Origin of the sequence: Variovorax sp. YR750 (genome assembly GCF_900109805.1) — a bacterium.
GTDB classification, from domain to species: domain Bacteria; phylum Pseudomonadota; class Gammaproteobacteria; order Burkholderiales; family Burkholderiaceae_C; genus Variovorax; species Variovorax gossypii.
The window spans coordinates 14,268-29,146 of the sequence record NZ_FOBJ01000030.1 but is presented as its reverse complement, the minus strand read 5'-3'; the positions used below and the strand labels follow the sequence as shown (position 1 = coordinate 29,146).

Sequence of the window (14,879 nt, the reverse complement as noted above, 5' to 3'; positions counted from 1 at the left end):
TCCAGCGCTTGAGGATCTGGGCGCGCTGCTTGGCGGGCACGGCGCGCCATGCGGGGAAGGCGGCGTGCGCCGCATCGGTGGCCGCGCGTGCGTCGGCGGCGTCGGAATCGGGAACCTGCGCGACCAGAGCATCGGTCGCCGGATCGGTCACGTCGAGCGTGCGGCCGGAAGCGGAGCACAGCCACTCGCCGGCGATGAAGTTCTCGGTGCGTTGCAGGTCGGGGCGCGAGAGGGTCAGGGGCATGGGGGTTGCGTCTTGCATTTTTTCTTGAACGGCGCGCTCAGCTCACGATGCCCAGGTGCCATGGCACGAACTCGTGATCGCCGAGGCCCAGCGTCTCGCTCCTGGTCGGCTCGCCCGATGCGTGGCGCAGGATCTGCTCGAAGATGTGCCGGCCCAGTTCGGGCACGGAGAGTTCGCCGTCGATCACCACGCCGCAGTTGATGTCCATGTCTTCCTCCAGGCGCCGGAACATCGGCGTGTTGCTCGCGAGCTTGATCGTCGGAGCGGGCTTGCTGCCGAACATCGAGCCGCGCCCGGTGGTGAAGCAGATCAGCTGCGCGCCGCTGGCGATCTGGCCGGTGACGGCCACCGGGTCGTAGCCCGGCGAATCCATGAAGACGAAGCCCGGCTCGTCGATGGGTTCCGCGTACTCGTACACCGCGCGCAGCGGCGTGGTGCCGCCCTTCATGGCGGAGCCCAGCGATTTCTCGAAGATGTTGGCCAGACCGCCGGCCTGGTTGCCGTGGCCCACCACGCCGTTGAACTGCGCGTTCTGGCCGGCCGCGTAGCGCTCCCACCAGGCGAGGCGGTCGAGCAGCTTCTGCCCGACTTCGGGCGTGGCGGCGCGGCGCGTGAGCATGAATTCGACGCCGTGGATCTCCGGCGTTTCCGACAGGATGGCGGTGCCGCCGTGGCGCACCAGCAGGTCCATCGCCGCACCCAGTGCCGGGTTGGCTGTGATGGCCGAGAAGCCGTCGGAGCCGCCGCATTCGAGCCCGATCTTCAGGTGGTGCGCGCCGACGCGCGTGCGCTGCGCCGCATTGGCCTCGGGCAGCATCTCCTCGATCGCGCGGATGCCGGCCTCGATGGTCGCGCGCGTGCCGCCCACCTCCTGCATCACCAGCGTGCGCATCAGCCGGCCCGCCTGGAGGCCCTGCGAATCGACCAGTGCATCGACCTGGTTGCGCTCGCAGCCCAGGCCCACGATGAGCACGCCGGCCAGGTTCGGATGGCGCGCGTAGCCCGCCAGCGTGCGGCGCAGCACGTCGAAGTGCTCGCTCGGCGAGGACATGCCGCAGCCGCTGGTCTGCGCGAATGCGGCCACGCCGTCCACGTTGGGAAACGCCGCCATGCGCTCGGGCGTGAAGTGCGCGGCGATGCGCTTGATCACGGTGGCCGAGCAGTTCACCGACGAGAGGATGCCGATGAAGTTGCGCGTACCGACGCCGCCACCGGGCCGCTCGAAGCCCATGAAGGTCGCGCGCTCGGCTTCGGGCACGAAGTCCACGGGCCGCACGTCCTGGCAGAAAGCCGGGTCGCGGTAGCTGTCGACCAGCGTGAGGTTGTGGCTGTGCACGTAGTCGCCGGCCTGCAGGTCGCGCGAGGCCACCCCGATCACCGTGTCGTACTTCCTTACCTCCTCGCCGGCCGCGATGGCGCGCGACGCGATCTTGTGGCCGGCGGGAATCTGCGCCCTGGCGCGCACGCCGAACTCGGCGATCGCCTCGCCCAGGGCGATGGCGTTCTTGGCGACCAGCACGTTGTCGTTCGGATGCAGGCGAAGCAGGGGGCTGTCGTTCATGAAGAAAAAGGAATGGAAAGGTGCTTGCGGATGGAAGGCTTGCTCAGCCCTTTTCCATCAGCTCCTTGAGGTTGAGCTTGCGAATGAGCTCGGTCTCCTGCCGGTAGACGGCCTGCACGTACTTCTGGTACTCGGGGCCGTCCTGGTACATGACGGGGGCGTCGATGCTTTCCGCAACCTTGCGGAATTCCTCGCTGTTGACGGCGGTGCGGAACGCATCGCGCAGCTTCTTCTCGACCGCCGGCGGCAAGCCCTTGGGCGCGCCGATGCCGTTGGGCGCTTCCACCACCACGTCGTAGCCGAGCTCCTTGAGCGTGGGCGTGTCCTTGAAGCGCGGCGTGCGCGTCTCGCCCCAGGTGGCGAGCAGGCGCAGCTTGCCGCTTTCCACGTGCGGCGCCCAGGAACTGCTGTCGGCCAGCATGTCGACCTGCTCGCCCAGCACGTCCTGCAGCGCGGCCGAGCCGCCCTTGTAGGCGATGGCGTTGAACTTCACGCCGGCCGCCTGCGCGAACTGCTCCATGCCGACGTGCGTCGCGCCGCCGATGCCGGCATGCGCATAGGTCACGGTGCCGGGGTGGGCCTTGGCATGCGCCACCACGTCGCGCAGCGACTTGAACGGCGAGCGCGCGGGCACCGCGATGCCGAAGGTCTGGCCCGAAGTGCGTGCGAGGTAGGTGAGATCTTTCAGCGGATCGAGCTGCACGGTGCCGATCTGGGAGAAGCGCGTCACCGAGATCGGTATCTGGCCGATGGTGTAGCCGTCGGGCCGTGCCGAGGCCAGTGCCTTGGTGCCGATCATTCCCGAGGCGCCCGCGCGGTTTTCCAGCGCGATGGGCTGGCCGAGTTCGCGTGACGCGATCTGGCAGATGATGCGCATCGACCTGTCGGCCGTGCCGCCCGCGGGCCATGGGCAGATGAATGTGAGGGGGCGTTCGGGGTAGTCGGCGGCCAGCGCGCGTGCTGGTGCGCTGGCGAGTGCGGCGGCGCCCAGGCCGCCCAGCACGAACTGGCGGCGTGCCAGCTTGCGAGGGGTTTTCATCGTTGTCTCCAGGAATCGTTGTTCGGCAGGCAGGGCGGATTCTTCCGGAGACAATCATTGCCATCCAATGAAATAGCGGACTCTCTTCATGAGCTTGAGGTTATGAAGAGAAAGAAGGCCGCATGACGCCCCACGACACCATGAGCCAGATCGACCGCGTGCTTCGCTCCAACCTCAAGCTGCGCCACCTGCAACTGCTGGTGGCGCTCGACGAGTTCCGCCACCTGGGCCGCGTGTCGGAGTTCCTTTCGATCACGCAGCCGGCCGTCTCGAAGATGCTGGCGGAGATCGAGCGCATGTTCGACCTGAAGCTGTTCGCGCGCTCCACACGCGGCACCGAGCCCACGCCCTACGGTGCGACGGTGGTGCGCTTCGCGCGCTCGGTGCTGGCCGACTACCAGCGCACGCGCGACGAGATCGATGCCGTGGCCAGCGGAGGCGCGGGCCGCACCAGCGTCGGCGCGATGGTGGTGGCCACGCCGAGCCTGCTGGTGCAGGCCATCCAGCGGCTGAAGAAGCAGTCGGCGCTGACCACCGTGATGGTGGAGGAGGGCGACCTCACGCGGCTGCTGCCCCGCCTGCGCGTCGGCGAGCTCGACCTGATCGTCGGCCGCCTGGAGCCCGGCTATGCATCGCCCGACCTGGAGACCGAGGCCCTCTACGCGGAGCCGATGTGCATCGTGGTGAGCCCGGAGCATCCGCTGGCGAAGGCTTCCAGGCCGAACTGGGCGATGCTCGCCGGGCTGCCCTGGGTGGTGCCGCCGCCGTGGGCTTCGTCGCGTTCGAAGCTGGCGCAGATGTTCTACAAGCATCGTCTCGTGCCGCCTGCGGACATCGTCGAGACGGCTTCGTTCCTCGTGACGCTTTCGGTGATGCACCAGCGGCCGGCCGTCGGCTTCCTGGCGCGCGGCGTCGCCCGGCACTTCGCGAAGCAGGGACAACTCTGCATCCTGAAGATCGACGTGCCGATCGAACTCCCGCCCGTGGGCATCATCACGCTGCGGGGCCGTTCGCAGACGCCGGCCAGCCTGCTGCTGATGGACTGCCTGCGAAAGGTCGCGCCGAAATAGGAGACAGGAGACAGGAGACCGTTCCGTCAGCGCAGCACCAGCACCGGGATGTGCGAGTGCGTCAGCACGTGCAGCGTCTCGCTGCCCATCAGCAGGCGCGCGAGGCTGCGGCGTCCGTGCGAGGCCATCACGATCAGGTCGCACTGCTGGTTCTTCGCGGTGGTGATGATGGCCTCGGCCACCTGGTTCGACCGCATGACGATGGCCTGCGCGCTGCGCACGCCCTTGGCGAGTGCCGAAGCCGCCACCTTGTCGACCAGCTGCTGCGCGGCCCGGTCGGTGTGCGCCTGCGATTCCTGGATGTCGCGCTGGCTCAGCATCATCGAGCCCTCGAAGTAGCCGACCGGCTCGATGTGCGCGACGGTGACGCTCACCAAGTCCGCATTGGTCAGAAGAGCCAGGTCGATGGCGGCTTTGACCGCTTGCTCCGACAGCGCCGAGCCGTCGGTCGCCACAAGAACGCGCTTGTACATGGCAGGCTCCTTGGCCCCCGGCACCGCGGGTGCCCACACTTCAGTCTAGTTCGCGATCGCGGCCATGCAAGCCGGGCAGGCTACCCTTCATTTTTCGTGCCGGCTGCCGATAACTCCTGCTCGTACACGAAAAAGGAGGATCGAAATGGTGAATGCCATCGGTGCAACCGGCAGCGCGAGAAGCGGGGGCGACGTGAACGTCGAGATTGCGAAGATTCAACGCCAGATCACGGCGACGCAAAAGCAGATCAAGGAAAAGCAGGGCCTGCTGCTCAGCACGCCCGAAGGCGATGCGCGCAAGATGGTCCAGCAGCAGCTCCAGGCACTGGCGGCCCAGCTGGCCATGCTGCAGCAGCAGATGAACGCGCTGCGCATGGGCGCCGTCCAGAAGAGCGCCATGGCGTCGATGGAGGAAAGCGCCACCGCCTCGCAGCGTGCCGGCAACGGCAGCCGCAACGGTTCGATCGGCGGCATCGTGGACGTGCAGGCCTGATTCAGCCTCCGCGCTCGGGCCACCGGTGCCGCGTGCCGCCGGAGCGCCGGTCGGCCTTCTCCGCCACCACGCCCTGCGCGAGAAGCTCTTCCCCGCGCTGCTCGAGGTGCCGCAGGCAGCGCAGGAAGGCCTCCATGTCCGCGGGCGCGATGCCTTCCAGCAGCTCGGTGTTCAGCCCCGCGATGCGCGGGAAGAGTCCGCCGAACAGCTGCTGGCCCGAGGCGCTCAGCCGCACGTGCACCTCGCGCCTGTCTTCCGCGTTCTGGCGGCGGTGCACCAGCTTCTTCTCGACCAGGCTGCGAAGCCCGCGCGAGGTGCGCACCCGGTCCAGGTGCAGCTGGGCGGCGAGCGCCGACGACGTCATCTCGCCTTCCTGCGCGAGCGTGGCGATCATTCCCCACTCGCGGCGCGTGATGCCGAAGCCCCCCTCGACCAGCCGCGTCGCCATGCCGCTGCCCGCGCGCACGGCGCGCGCCATGCGATAGAGCAGCAGGTCGTCCAGGGAACGGGGCGCGCGCAACGCTCCTGCATCGGGAAAAGCTTGTTGCATATGGGTGGCGGAACGGCGGGGTGAGTGTGGTTCGCCCGCCTCGGCGGGCAGTTGATTGATTAGATCAACTGTTTGCCCATACGTATAAACCAGTAACAAATTTGAACGAGCGGAAACAGTCTTGACGCGCGATTTTCGCCGTGAAACCCGCGCCTTCCCGTTCACGACAACTGTCCCGCAGGAGATCCGATGCCCGCATTTCTTTCCAGGCGCAAGCTCATCATGGCAGGGGGCATGGCCCTTGCCGCTTGCGCTCCCCTGGCCCATGCCCAGGCGCCCGCCGCGCTGGACGGCGGTCCGCTCACCCTCGTGGTCGGCTATGCGCCGGGCGGCAGCACCGACCGCATCGCGCGGCTGATCGCCGAGCGTCTCGGGCCGAAGCTCGGCGTGCAGGTGAGCGTGGAAAACCGCCCGGGCGAGGGCGGCCGGCTCGCGGCCAAGGAAGTGAAGCGCGCGCCCGCCGGGCAGAACGTGCTGATGCTGGGCAACCCCGCCGTGATGGTGGTCGCGCCGCTGGTGTTCAAGGACGCGGGCTACGACCCCGACAAGGACTTCGTGCCCGTCTCGCAGGTCAGCAGCTACGACTTCGCGCTCGCGGTCGGCCAGAAGCTCCAGCTCGACCGCGCGATGTTCCTGGTGGGCCGGCTCTGGGCGCACCCGGAAGAAGCCGTGTTCGGCGTGCCCGCCACCGGCAGCCTGCCCCACTTCTTCGGCCTGATGGTGGGCGACGCCCTGAGCGTGCAGCCGCAGATCAAGGGCTACGGCGGCTCCGCGCCGCTGGCGGCCGACCTGAGCGGCGGCAGCCTGCCGATCGCCATCGACACGCTCGACTCGCTCTATCCGCAGCACGTGGCCGGCAAGATCCGCATCCTCGCCACCTCGGGCAAGAAGCGCGCGAGCTTCGCGCCCAACATCCCGATCTTCCGCGAGGCCGGCATGAAGATCGACGCCGACGGCTGGAACACCTTCTTCGCGCCCAGCTCGATGGCGCCCGCCAGGGTGCAGCTGCTGGCCAACTCGATCCGCGACGTCATGAAGGACCCGGGCCTGCAGAAGGCGGCCGACGCGCTCTTCATCACGCCGGTGGTCAGCAACGCGGCCGAGACCGCGCAAATGCTCAAGGCCTATCGCGCGCAGTGGGAGCCGGTCGTGCGCCGCTCCGGCTTTCAGCCCTGAACTTGATACTCCCCCCAGGCTTCGCGCACTTCGTGTCGCTTCGCCAACCCCCCTCGCCGGGGGGCGACACCTGCGGCCCGGCAAAGCCGGTTCCGCGGTGTCCCGCGAATGGGCCGCGCTTGTTCAGGCGGCGAGGGCTCGCATCTCGGAGATGAGGTCGGCCTTGCCTTCGAAGCCGATGCCGGGCAGCGGCGGCAGGGTGACGTAGCCGTTGTCCACTTTCACGCCGTCGGGGAAGCCGCCATAGGGCTGGAAGAGGTCGGGGTAGCTCTCGTTGCCGCCGAGGCCGAGGCCGGCTGCGATGGCCAGCGACATCTGGTGGCCGCCGTGCGGGATGCAGCGCGAGGGCGACCAGCCGTTCTCCTTCAGCATGTCGAGCGTGCGCAGGTACTCCACGAGGCCGTAGCTCAGCGCGCAGTCGAACTGCAGCCAGTCGCGGTCGGGGCGCATGCCGCCGTGGCGGATGAGGTTGCGCGCGTCCTGCATCGAGAACAGGTTCTCGCCCGTGGCCATCGGGCCGGCGTACACCTCGCCGAGCTTGGCCTGCAGTTCGTAGTCGAGCGGGTCGCCGGCTTCCTCGTACCAGAAGAGCGGGTATTGCGAGAGGGCGCGGCCGTAGTCGACGGCCGTCTGCAGGTCGAAGCGGCCGTTGGCGTCCACCGCGAGCTGCTGGCCGGGGCCGAGGATCTTCAGCACCGACTCGATGCGCTCGCAGTCTTCGGCGAGCGTTGCGCCGCCGATCTTCATCTTCACCACCGAGTAGCCGCGCTCCAGGTAGCTGGTCATCTCGCGCTGTAGGCCTTCGAGGCCCTTGCCGGGGTAGTAGTAGCCGCCGGCCGCGTAGACGAACACGCGCGGGTCGGGCTTGCCGGTGCCGTAGCGCTCGGCCAGCAGCTGGTAGAGCGGCTTGCCTGCGATCTTGGCGGTGGCGTCCCACACGGCCATGTCGATGGTGCCCACGGCCACCGAGCGCTCGCCGTGGCCGCCGGGCTTCTCGTTGATCATCATGCGGGCCCAGATCTTGTGCGGGTCGAGGTTGTCGCCGGTCTCGTCGAGCAGCGAAGCGGGCTCGGCCTCCAGCAGGCGAGGCAGGAAGCGCTCGCGGATCAGCCCGCCCTGGCCGTAGCGGCCGTTCGAATTGAAGCCATAGCCGATGACCGGCTTGCCGTCGCGGATCACGTCGGTGACCACGGCCACGAGGCTCAGGGTCATCTTCGAGAAATCGATGTAGGCGTTGCGGATGTCCGACTTGATGGGGCGGGTGGATTCGAGGATGTTGACGATTTTCATGGTCGGGTTCCGGGGATGAGAAAGAAGCGAAAAGGTTGTTCAGCGGTGCAGCGACGAACCGCCGCAGATGGCGACGTCCTGCCCCGTGATGGCCGCCGCCTGCGGCGAGAGAAGAAAGCCCACGAGCGCGGCGATCTCCCCGGGCTGGATCAGTCGGCCTATGGGCGGCATGCGCGGCGCGCTGCCCGCGCGGGCCGGGTCCTGCAGCATCGAGGTCTGCGTCGCGCCGGGCGACACCACGTTGACGGTCACGCCCCGGGCTGCGACTTCCGCGGCCCAGCTTCGCGCGAGCGCGATCAGCGCGGCCTTGGTCGCGGCGTACTGGCCGCGCCCGGGCAGGCCCTGCGCGACGCGGCTGCCGACGAACACCACGCGGCCCCTGCCGCGCGCGGCCATCGCGGGCACGAGCGCGTCGGCCAGGCGCGTGGCCGCGTCGACGTGCAGGCGCCACATCAGCTCGCCACCCGCATGGTCGAGCGAGCCCAGCTCGCCGACGCGCAGCACGCCGGCCGCATGCACCAGCGCATCGGCATCCTGCAGCGCGGCGGCGACGCGCGCGATGGCATCGGCATCGCACAGGTCCACCGCCGTGTGCGTGAAGCCTGCGTGGGAGGACAGCGTCGGCGCGGCGAGGTCGACGCCGCTCACGCGCCAGCCGGCCTCCAGCAGGTGCGAGGCGATGGCGCGGCCGATGCCGCCGCTGCTGCCCGTCACCACCGCATGGGGCGCCGTGGCGGACTCATTCGACATGGATGTTGCCCTCGGTGATGATCTTCTTCGAGCGCGCCATGTCCTCGGCCTGGAACTTCGAGAAGTCCTCGACGCTGCCCGGCGTCAGCAGCAGGCCCTGCGCGTTCAGCGTCTCGCGCATGTCGGTGCCCAGCGCCTTGTTGACCTCGGCGTTCAGCCGCTGCGTGATGGCCGCCGGCAGCTTCGCCGGGCCCCACAGACCGTACCAGCTGTAGAACTCGTAGCCCGGGATGCTTTCACCCACCGTGGGCACGTTCGGCAGGCTGGTCGCGCGCGTGGCCGAGGTGACGGCGATCACCTTCAGCATGCCGCTCTTGTGGTACTGCAGCGAGCCGAGGATCGGGTCGATGAAGCCGTCGATCTGCCCGCCGATCAGGTCCTGGAAGGCCGGCGCCGTGCCCTTGTACGGCACGATCAGGTAGTCGAGCCCGCCGCCCGCGCGCTTGAGCAGCTCGGTCGACAGGTGCCCCGCCGATCCGATGGAGCCCACCGCGAAGGTCATCTTGCCCGGGTGCGCCTTGGCGTACGCGATGAGCGACTTCACGTCGTTCACCGGCAGGTTCTTGTTGACCGCCACCGACAGCGGCGCCTTCGCCACCAGCGCCACCGGGGTGAAGTCCTTCACCACCTCGTAGGGCACCGACTTCATGGTCATCGGCGCGGTGGTGAAGGTCGAGGCGTTGAACAGCAGCGTGTAGCCGTCGGCCGGCGCCTTCGACACCACGTCGGCGCCGATCACGCCGTTGCCGCCCGCGCGGTTCTCCACGATGAAGCTCTGGCCCGTCTGCTCGCCGAGCTTCTGCGCCAGCAGGCGGCCGATGGTGTCGAGCGTGCCGCCCGGCGGAAACGGGATCACCATGCGCACCGGGCGGCTGGGCCAGTTCTGGGCGAAGCCGGCGGTCGATGCGGCTGCCAGCGCGAGGGCGGCCAGGGTGGCGCGCAGGAAGTGCTTGCGTTGCATGTCTCTTGTCTCCTTGTGTTTTCTCGATCGGGCGCCATGGCCCGTGGGCTCAGCGCTTCGACAGCCCGGCCTGCTCGACGGCGGCGCGCAGCGCGTCCATCTCGCGCGCGTTCGGCGCCTCGGTCGGCGGGCGCACCGTAGCGTTCTCGAGCACGCCGGCCAAGTACATGCCGCCCTTCATGCGCGCGTGGGCCTCGCCGGTGGGTTCGCCGCCGCCGTACACCGCGTCCTTCAGCGGCGTGATGAGCGCCTGCACCGCCATCGCCTTCTTCAGGTCGCCGGCCTTCACCGCGTTCCACAGGTCGATGATCAGTTGCGGGATGAAGGTCGCGAAGCCGACCAGCGCGCCGTCCACGCCCTGCACCATCGAGGCCAGCAGGTATTCGTCGTGGCAGGTGAGGATGGCCTTCGAGGCATCGGCCTCGCGGATCGCCTGGATGTCGCGGGCGTACTTGTTCATGTCGCGCTGGCCCACCTTGAAGGCCTGCAGGTAGGGCAGGCGCGCCAGCTCGGCCAGCAGTTGCGACGAGTACGAGGCGCGCGTCCATGCCGGGTATACGTGGCAGACCAGGTCCAGCTCCGGCGCGGCGCGGTGGATGGCCTCGAAATACTGCAGCGCATGGCCGGGCGTGAAGCCGAAGCGCAGCCAGTGGTGCGGCGGCATCACGTCCAGCGCCACCGCGCCGGCGGCCTGGGCGGCGCGGGCATGCTCGGCGGCCTCGGCCAGGCCCTCGCAGACGATCGACGAGATCACCGGCATGCGGCCGCGCAGCTCGTCGGCGACGATGCGCGTCACCTCGGCACGCTCCGAAGGCGTGAGCGAGAACACCTCGCCGGTGTGGCCGTTGGTCATGATCGCCACCACGCCGTCGTGGCCGGCCAGCCACGAGGCCAGCTTGCGCAGCGCCGGCTCGTCGATGCGGTGGTCGTTCGTGAAGGGGCAGGAAATGGCGGGGATGATCCCGCGATAATTCGCGATGGAAGGCATGCTTTGTCTCCGTGATGGTTCAAGTTGCAGGAATGGGTGCATCTTTTGCCGGCGGGGCACGGGCCGTCCAATACTCGAATCGCATACAACTATTCAACCGATCGCGCAGCGCATGGGCCCCGGCAACCGACCGCTCGACCTCGAATGGCTGGAAGATTTCCTGGCCCTGGCCGAGACCGGCAATTTCTCGCGTGCCGCGCAGGCGCGCTCCATCGCGCAGCCCGCCTTCAGCCGGCACATCCGCTCGCTGGAGGAATGGGTGGGCGTCGACCTGTTCGACCGCAGCGCGCATCCCACCGCGCTCACGGCGGCGGGCAAGCGCTTCCAGCCGCTGCTGCAGGAAGCGCTGGCGGGCCTGGAGGCCGCGCGCATCAAGGCCCGTGCCGCGCACGACCTCGCGGCGGCCAGCCTGAGCTTCGCCGCCACCCACGTGCTTTCGCTGACCTTCTTCCCGCGCTGGCTGGCGGGCGTGGAGTCGAGCCTGAGCATGGGGCCGATCCAGACCATCTCCGACAGCTCGTACGCCTGCGAAGACCTGATGCTGCAGCGCCGCGTGCAGTTCGTGCTGTGCCACGGCCATGCGGGTGCGCCCGGCCGGCTGGACGAGGCGCAGTACCCGGTGCAGCGATTGAGCGAGGACGTGCTGGTGCCCGTGAGCGCACCCGACGCGAAAGGCGCGCCGCAGCATGCGCTGGGCGAGGGCCGATCGCCCTCCGTGCTCGCCTACAGCGAGGCTTCGGGGCTCGGCCGGATCATGCGGGCCATGCAGGACAGCGAGTTCGGCAAGGACTTCGCCGCGTCGCTGTCGATCGTCTTCACGGCCCACCATGCCGCGCTGCTGCGCACCATGGCGCTGGAGGGGCGCGGCCTGGCATGGCTGCCGATGAGCCTGGTGGCCGATGACCTGCGTAACGGCGCGCTGGCCGATGCCGGCGCGGGCGGCTGGCGCGTGCCGGTGGACATTCGGCTGTACCGCCAGCAGGCGCAGATGGCGCCGGTGGCCGAGGCGCTGTGGGCGCTGGTCAGCGAAAGCACCTCAGCCGCCTGATTGGCCCCGCTTGTTCGCGGGACACCGCGGAACCGGCTTTGCCGGGCCGCAGGTGTCGCCCCCGGCGAGGGGGTAGGCGCAGCGACACGAAGTGCGCGAAGCCTGGGGGAGTTCTAGTTCATGCAGCGAGCTTCGAGCGCGTCCAGGAAGGAGCGGTCCCATCGGCCTTCCTTCATCGCCTGGATGGTGCGCGCTTCCGTCTCCAGATGCGCGCGGGCCTTCTCGATCAGCAGCTCGGCCTCGTCGGGCGAAAAGGCCAGCAGCCCGTCCTGGTCGCCCACCACGATGTCGCCCGGGTTCACGACCATGCCGCCGACCGACACCGGCACGTTGATCTCGCCGGGGCCGTCCTTGTAGGGGCCGCGGTGGTTCACGCCGCGCGCGTACACCGGGTAGTCGCGCTCGCGGATCTCGGCCACGTCGCGGATCGCGCCGTCGAGCACCAGGCCCGCGGTGCCGATGGTCGCGGTATAGAACGACAGGATGCCGCCGATGACGGCGTTGGTGACATCGCCGCCCGCATCGATCACCAGCACGTCGCCGGGCCGGCAGAACTCGAAGGCGCGCATGGGAGTGAGGTTGTCGCCGCCGCGCGTCTTCACGGTGACGGCCGTGCCCGCCATGGTCTTGTGGCCGGGGCGGTGGTAGGGCTGCAGGCCGACGCTGCCGATGTTGCGGTGCAGGTTGTCGCTGAGCGCGGCGACCGGAATGTCTTGCAGCGCGGCGAGGATGTGCGCCGCCACCTGCGGGGCCGACGGGTTCTTGCGAATGGCTTTGTAGGGCATGGGGATCGTCCTGGTCGTGAAGTCTTCAGCGCAGTGCGGCCACGGCGCGCGCGATGCGCCTGCAGCCTTCTTCCAGCGTCTCGAGCGACGTGGCGATGGAAAGCCGGAAGTAGGGCGACAGGCCATATGCCGTGCCCGCCACCACGGCCACGCCTTCGCTCTCGAGCAGGTACATCACCACGTCGCCGTCTTCCTGCAGCCGCTTGCCTTGGGGCGTGCTCTTGCCGATGAGCCCGCCGCAGTTGATGTACAGGTAGAAGGCGCCGGGCGGCGTGGCGCAGCTCAGGCCGGGAATGTCGTTGACGAGCGCCAGCGTGCGGTCGCGCCGCTGCCGGTAGACGGCCACGCTTTCGGCCACGAAGCTCTGGTCGCCATTCAGCGCTGCCGCAGCGGCCGCCTGGCTCACCGAGCAGCAGTTGCCGGTGGATTGCGAGAGCAGCGTGTCCAGCGCCTTGATGAGGTCCACCGGCCCGGCCGCGTAGCCGATGCGCCAGCCCGTCATCGCGTAGGTCTTGGAGACGCCGTTCACGATCAGCGTGCGGTCGCGCAGCGATGGCGCCACCGCCAGGATGTGCGGCAGCGGCTCGCTGTCGAAGCGGATGTGCTCGTAGATCTCGTCGGTCATCACCATCACCTGCGGATGGCGTCCGAGCACCTCGGCCAGGGCGCGGTACTCGGCGGCGGTGTAGCTCGCGCCGGTCGGGTTGCTCGGCGAATTGATGAGCAGCCAGCGCGTGCGCGGCGTGATGGCGGCCTCGAGCTGCGCGGGCGTCAGCTTGAAGCCGTTCGCTTCGGGGCAGGCCACGGTGACGGGCGTGCCCTCGCAGGCCAGCACCATGTCGGGGTACGACACCCAGTAGGGCGCCGGAATGATCACCTCGTCGCCCGGCTCCAGCGTGATCGCGAAGGCGTTGTAGATCGCGCTCTTCGCGCCGCTGGTGGCGATGATCTCGTTCATCGCGTAGCTCAGGCCGTTCTCGCGCTGCAGCTTGGCGACGATGGCCTCGCGCAGCTCCACGGTGCCCGCCATCAGCGTGTAGCGGGTGGCGCCGCGCTCGATGGCGGCGGCCGCGGCCTGGCGGATGTGGGCGGGCGTGTCGAAGTCGGGCTCGCCCACCACGAGGTTCACGATCGACTTGCCCTGCCTGCGCAGCTCGTTGGCGCGGTCGGCGGCCGAGGTGCTGGGCGAGGGCTTGATGCGCCGCACGCGGGCGGCAATGCGGGAGGCAACGTTGGAGTCGGCGCTGGAGGTAGTGGCTTGCATGGACCGAACGGTACGCACATCGCTCCCGCGAGGCCAAGACGAGATTGCACTGGTCGTATAGGCGCAGCTTATGACTCATGGTGAGCACCCATATCCGTCGCGCGGGGCCGGTGCTAGGCTTGGCTTTTGCTTGGGGACAAGGCGTGAACCTGCGACGCCTCAAATATTTCGTGAAGATCGTGGACATCGGAAGCCTCACGCAGGCGGCCGAGGTTCTTTTCATAGCCCAGCCCGCGCTGAGCCAGCAACTGGCCACGCTCGAAGGCGAAGTGCGGCAGCAGTTGCTGGTGCGCACCAAGCGCGGCGTGACGCCCACCGAGGCCGGCAAGGTGCTGTACCGCCATGCGCAGATCATCCTGCGCCAGTGCGAGCAGGCGCGCGTAGACATGGAGGCCGCCGGAGAGGGGCTCTCGGGCCAGGTGTCGGTGGGGCTCGCGCCGGGCACGGCCGCCTCGGCGCTCTCGCTGCCGCTGCTTCGCACCGTGCGTGCGCGGCACCCGGGCATCCTGCTTTACCTGAACGAGAACTACGGCACTACGCTGAGCGAACTCATCATGAACGGCCGGATGGACCTGGCCGTGCTGTACGGCGACAAGGCCATCCACGGGCTGACCTTCCTGCCGCTGCTGAAGGAGCCGCTCTTCCTGGTCGGCCCCGCGTCGATGCCCGCTCCCTCGCAGCCGGTGAAGCTGGCCGACCTGCGCGACATCGAGCTCTTCCTGCCGCGCCCCTACAACGTGGTGCGCAAGCTGGTGGACGCGGCCTTCGTGCGCGCGGGCATGGTGCCGCGCGTGGTGGCAGAGATCGAATCGGCCTTCACCCTCACGGCGGCCATTGCCGACGGGCTGGGCGCCACCATCCTGCCGGCGTCGATGGCGCGCGAGGTGGTGGCGAGCTGCGGCGCCTGGCAGTTCCCGATCGTCGATCCGGTCATCGAGGCGCCGCTGGCGCTGTGCCAGTCCGACCACCTGCCGCTGTCGGAGCCCGCGCAGGCGGTGAAAGACATCCTGCTCGAACTGGTGGCCGACCTGGCCGGCACCGTCGCGTCGACGCCCGAGCCCGAGATCGCCGCGCTGCCGTGACGCTGGCGTATCGGTGGGCGTCATAAGGCGCCCTTATCCCGGCACAGCCAAACCGTCTTTGGCTTCAGGCTCGCGGCCCGTTACCTTTCATGCATGCCGTCACGC

General features: G+C 68.9%; 16 protein-coding genes. 5 read left to right on the top strand and 11 right to left on the bottom strand.

The window, feature by feature from the left end:
* The 3 genes from BMY35_RS36760 to BMY35_RS36750 all read right to left on the bottom strand — a co-directional run.
* The coding region (locus BMY35_RS36760) for an aldehyde dehydrogenase family protein (protein WP_143080832.1) at positions 1 to 244 on the bottom strand (244 nt) is incomplete at its 3' end.
* A gap of 37 nt (positions 245 to 281) precedes the next feature.
* Positions 282 to 1,805 carry a UxaA family hydrolase gene (locus tag BMY35_RS36755; protein ID WP_093209951.1) on the bottom strand — a complete coding sequence of 508 codons (1,524 nt, stop codon included), beginning with the start codon at positions 1,803 to 1,805 and terminating at the stop codon, positions 282 to 284.
* A gap of 43 nt (positions 1,806 to 1,848) precedes the next feature.
* Complete coding sequence (locus BMY35_RS36750) at positions 1,849 to 2,844, bottom strand: tripartite tricarboxylate transporter substrate binding protein (RefSeq protein WP_093209949.1); 996 nt, start codon at positions 2,842 to 2,844, stop codon at positions 1,849 to 1,851.
* 140 nt (positions 2,845 to 2,984) lie between these two features.
* Here BMY35_RS36750 and BMY35_RS36745 point away from each other — a divergent pair, with 140 nt between their 5' ends.
* A complete protein-coding gene (locus BMY35_RS36745; RefSeq protein WP_093209955.1) occupies positions 2,985 to 3,914 on the top strand; it encodes a LysR substrate-binding domain-containing protein in 930 nt (309 codons plus the stop codon).
* A 26-nt stretch (positions 3,915 to 3,940) separates the two neighbouring features.
* Here BMY35_RS36745 and BMY35_RS36740 read toward each other — a convergent pair whose 3' ends face one another.
* On the bottom strand, positions 3,941 to 4,387 hold the full coding sequence (locus BMY35_RS36740) for a universal stress protein (RefSeq protein WP_093209947.1): 447 nt from the start codon (positions 4,385 to 4,387) through the stop codon (positions 3,941 to 3,943).
* A gap of 145 nt (positions 4,388 to 4,532) precedes the next feature.
* Between BMY35_RS36740 and BMY35_RS36735 the strand changes: the two genes are divergently transcribed.
* Complete coding sequence (locus tag BMY35_RS36735; RefSeq protein ID WP_177213798.1) at positions 4,533 to 4,880, top strand: FlxA-like family protein; 348 nt, start codon at positions 4,533 to 4,535, stop codon at positions 4,878 to 4,880.
* 1 nt (position 4,881) lies between these two features.
* Here the strand turns inward: BMY35_RS36735 and BMY35_RS36730 are convergent, their stop codons facing one another.
* The gene (locus BMY35_RS36730) at positions 4,882 to 5,430 is read right to left on the bottom strand and encodes a MarR family winged helix-turn-helix transcriptional regulator (protein WP_093209943.1); all 549 of its coding nucleotides are present in this window, start codon (positions 5,428 to 5,430) and stop codon (positions 4,882 to 4,884) included.
* Between the two features lie 189 nt (positions 5,431 to 5,619).
* Here BMY35_RS36730 and BMY35_RS36725 point away from each other — a divergent pair, with 189 nt between their 5' ends.
* On the top strand, positions 5,620 to 6,606 hold the full coding sequence (locus tag BMY35_RS36725) for a tripartite tricarboxylate transporter substrate-binding protein (protein ID WP_093209942.1): 987 nt from the start codon (positions 5,620 to 5,622) through the stop codon (positions 6,604 to 6,606).
* Positions 6,607 to 6,729: 123 nt separating this feature from the next.
* On the opposite strand, the gene BMY35_RS36720 is transcribed toward BMY35_RS36725, so the two are convergent.
* From BMY35_RS36720 to BMY35_RS36705, 4 genes are read right to left on the bottom strand one after another with little or no spacing between them, the layout of a single operon-like run.
* Positions 6,730 to 7,896, bottom strand: a complete 1,167-nt coding sequence (locus BMY35_RS36720) for a mandelate racemase/muconate lactonizing enzyme family protein (RefSeq protein ID WP_093209940.1) — start codon at positions 7,894 to 7,896, stop codon at positions 6,730 to 6,732.
* Between the two features lie 39 nt (positions 7,897 to 7,935).
* Positions 7,936 to 8,646: an SDR family NAD(P)-dependent oxidoreductase gene (locus tag BMY35_RS36715; RefSeq protein ID WP_093209938.1), complete on the bottom strand. Its 711-nt coding sequence runs from the start codon at positions 8,644 to 8,646 to the stop codon at positions 7,936 to 7,938.
* On the bottom strand, positions 8,636 to 9,607 hold the full coding sequence (locus BMY35_RS36710) for a Bug family tripartite tricarboxylate transporter substrate binding protein (protein WP_093209936.1): 972 nt from the start codon (positions 9,605 to 9,607) through the stop codon (positions 8,636 to 8,638). The genes BMY35_RS36715 and BMY35_RS36710 overlap by 11 nt, the downstream gene beginning before the upstream one ends.
* Positions 9,608 to 9,656: 49 nt before the next feature.
* Positions 9,657 to 10,595 carry a dihydrodipicolinate synthase family protein gene (locus BMY35_RS36705; RefSeq protein ID WP_093209934.1) on the bottom strand — a complete coding sequence of 313 codons (939 nt, stop codon included), beginning with the start codon at positions 10,593 to 10,595 and terminating at the stop codon, positions 9,657 to 9,659.
* A 112-nt stretch (positions 10,596 to 10,707) separates the two neighbouring features.
* On the opposite strand from BMY35_RS36705, the gene BMY35_RS36700 reads away from it, so the two are divergent.
* A complete protein-coding gene (locus tag BMY35_RS36700; RefSeq protein WP_093209932.1) occupies positions 10,708 to 11,643 on the top strand; it encodes a LysR family transcriptional regulator in 936 nt (311 codons plus the stop codon).
* 113 nt (positions 11,644 to 11,756) lie between these two features.
* On the opposite strand, the gene BMY35_RS36695 is transcribed toward BMY35_RS36700, so the two are convergent.
* Together BMY35_RS36695 and BMY35_RS36690 are read right to left on the bottom strand one after the other, a co-directional pair.
* Positions 11,757 to 12,428 carry an RraA family protein gene (locus BMY35_RS36695; RefSeq protein WP_093209931.1) on the bottom strand — a complete coding sequence of 224 codons (672 nt, stop codon included), beginning with the start codon at positions 12,426 to 12,428 and terminating at the stop codon, positions 11,757 to 11,759.
* A gap of 25 nt (positions 12,429 to 12,453) precedes the next feature.
* Positions 12,454 to 13,692, bottom strand: coding sequence for an aspartate transaminase (locus tag BMY35_RS36690; RefSeq protein WP_093209929.1), 1,239 nt, complete (start codon positions 13,690 to 13,692; stop codon positions 12,454 to 12,456).
* A 143-nt stretch (positions 13,693 to 13,835) separates the two neighbouring features.
* On the opposite strand from BMY35_RS36690, the gene nac reads away from it, so the two are divergent.
* Complete coding sequence (gene nac / locus BMY35_RS36685) at positions 13,836 to 14,774, top strand: nitrogen assimilation transcriptional regulator NAC (RefSeq protein ID WP_093209927.1); 939 nt, start codon at positions 13,836 to 13,838, stop codon at positions 14,772 to 14,774.
* The last annotated feature ends 105 nt before the right edge of the window (positions 14,775 to 14,879 follow it).

Coding starts and splice junctions, on each gene's coding strand:
- BMY35_RS36755 (WP_093209951.1), bottom strand. CDS start 1,805: ATGAACGACAGCCCCCTGCTTCGCCTGCATCCGAACGACAACGTGCTG.
- BMY35_RS36750 (WP_093209949.1), bottom strand. CDS start 2,844: ATGAAAACCCCTCGCAAGCTGGCACGCCGCCAGTTCGTGCTGGGCGGC.
- BMY35_RS36745 (WP_093209955.1), top strand. CDS start 2,985: ATGAGCCAGATCGACCGCGTGCTTCGCTCCAACCTCAAGCTGCGCCAC.
- BMY35_RS36740 (WP_093209947.1), bottom strand. CDS start 4,387: ATGTACAAGCGCGTTCTTGTGGCGACCGACGGCTCGGCGCTGTCGGAG.
- BMY35_RS36735 (WP_177213798.1), top strand. CDS start 4,533: ATGGTGAATGCCATCGGTGCAACCGGCAGCGCGAGAAGCGGGGGCGAC.
- BMY35_RS36730 (WP_093209943.1), bottom strand. CDS start 5,430: ATGCAACAAGCTTTTCCCGATGCAGGAGCGTTGCGCGCGCCCCGTTCC.
- BMY35_RS36725 (WP_093209942.1), top strand. CDS start 5,620: ATGCCCGCATTTCTTTCCAGGCGCAAGCTCATCATGGCAGGGGGCATG.
- BMY35_RS36720 (WP_093209940.1), bottom strand. CDS start 7,896: ATGAAAATCGTCAACATCCTCGAATCCACCCGCCCCATCAAGTCGGAC.
- BMY35_RS36715 (WP_093209938.1), bottom strand. CDS start 8,646: ATGTCGAATGAGTCCGCCACGGCGCCCCATGCGGTGGTGACGGGCAGC.
- BMY35_RS36710 (WP_093209936.1), bottom strand. CDS start 9,607: ATGCAACGCAAGCACTTCCTGCGCGCCACCCTGGCCGCCCTCGCGCTG.
- BMY35_RS36705 (WP_093209934.1), bottom strand. CDS start 10,595: ATGCCTTCCATCGCGAATTATCGCGGGATCATCCCCGCCATTTCCTGC.
- BMY35_RS36700 (WP_093209932.1), top strand. CDS start 10,708: ATGGGCCCCGGCAACCGACCGCTCGACCTCGAATGGCTGGAAGATTTC.
- BMY35_RS36695 (WP_093209931.1), bottom strand. CDS start 12,428: ATGCCCTACAAAGCCATTCGCAAGAACCCGTCGGCCCCGCAGGTGGCG.
- BMY35_RS36690 (WP_093209929.1), bottom strand. CDS start 13,692: ATGCAAGCCACTACCTCCAGCGCCGACTCCAACGTTGCCTCCCGCATT.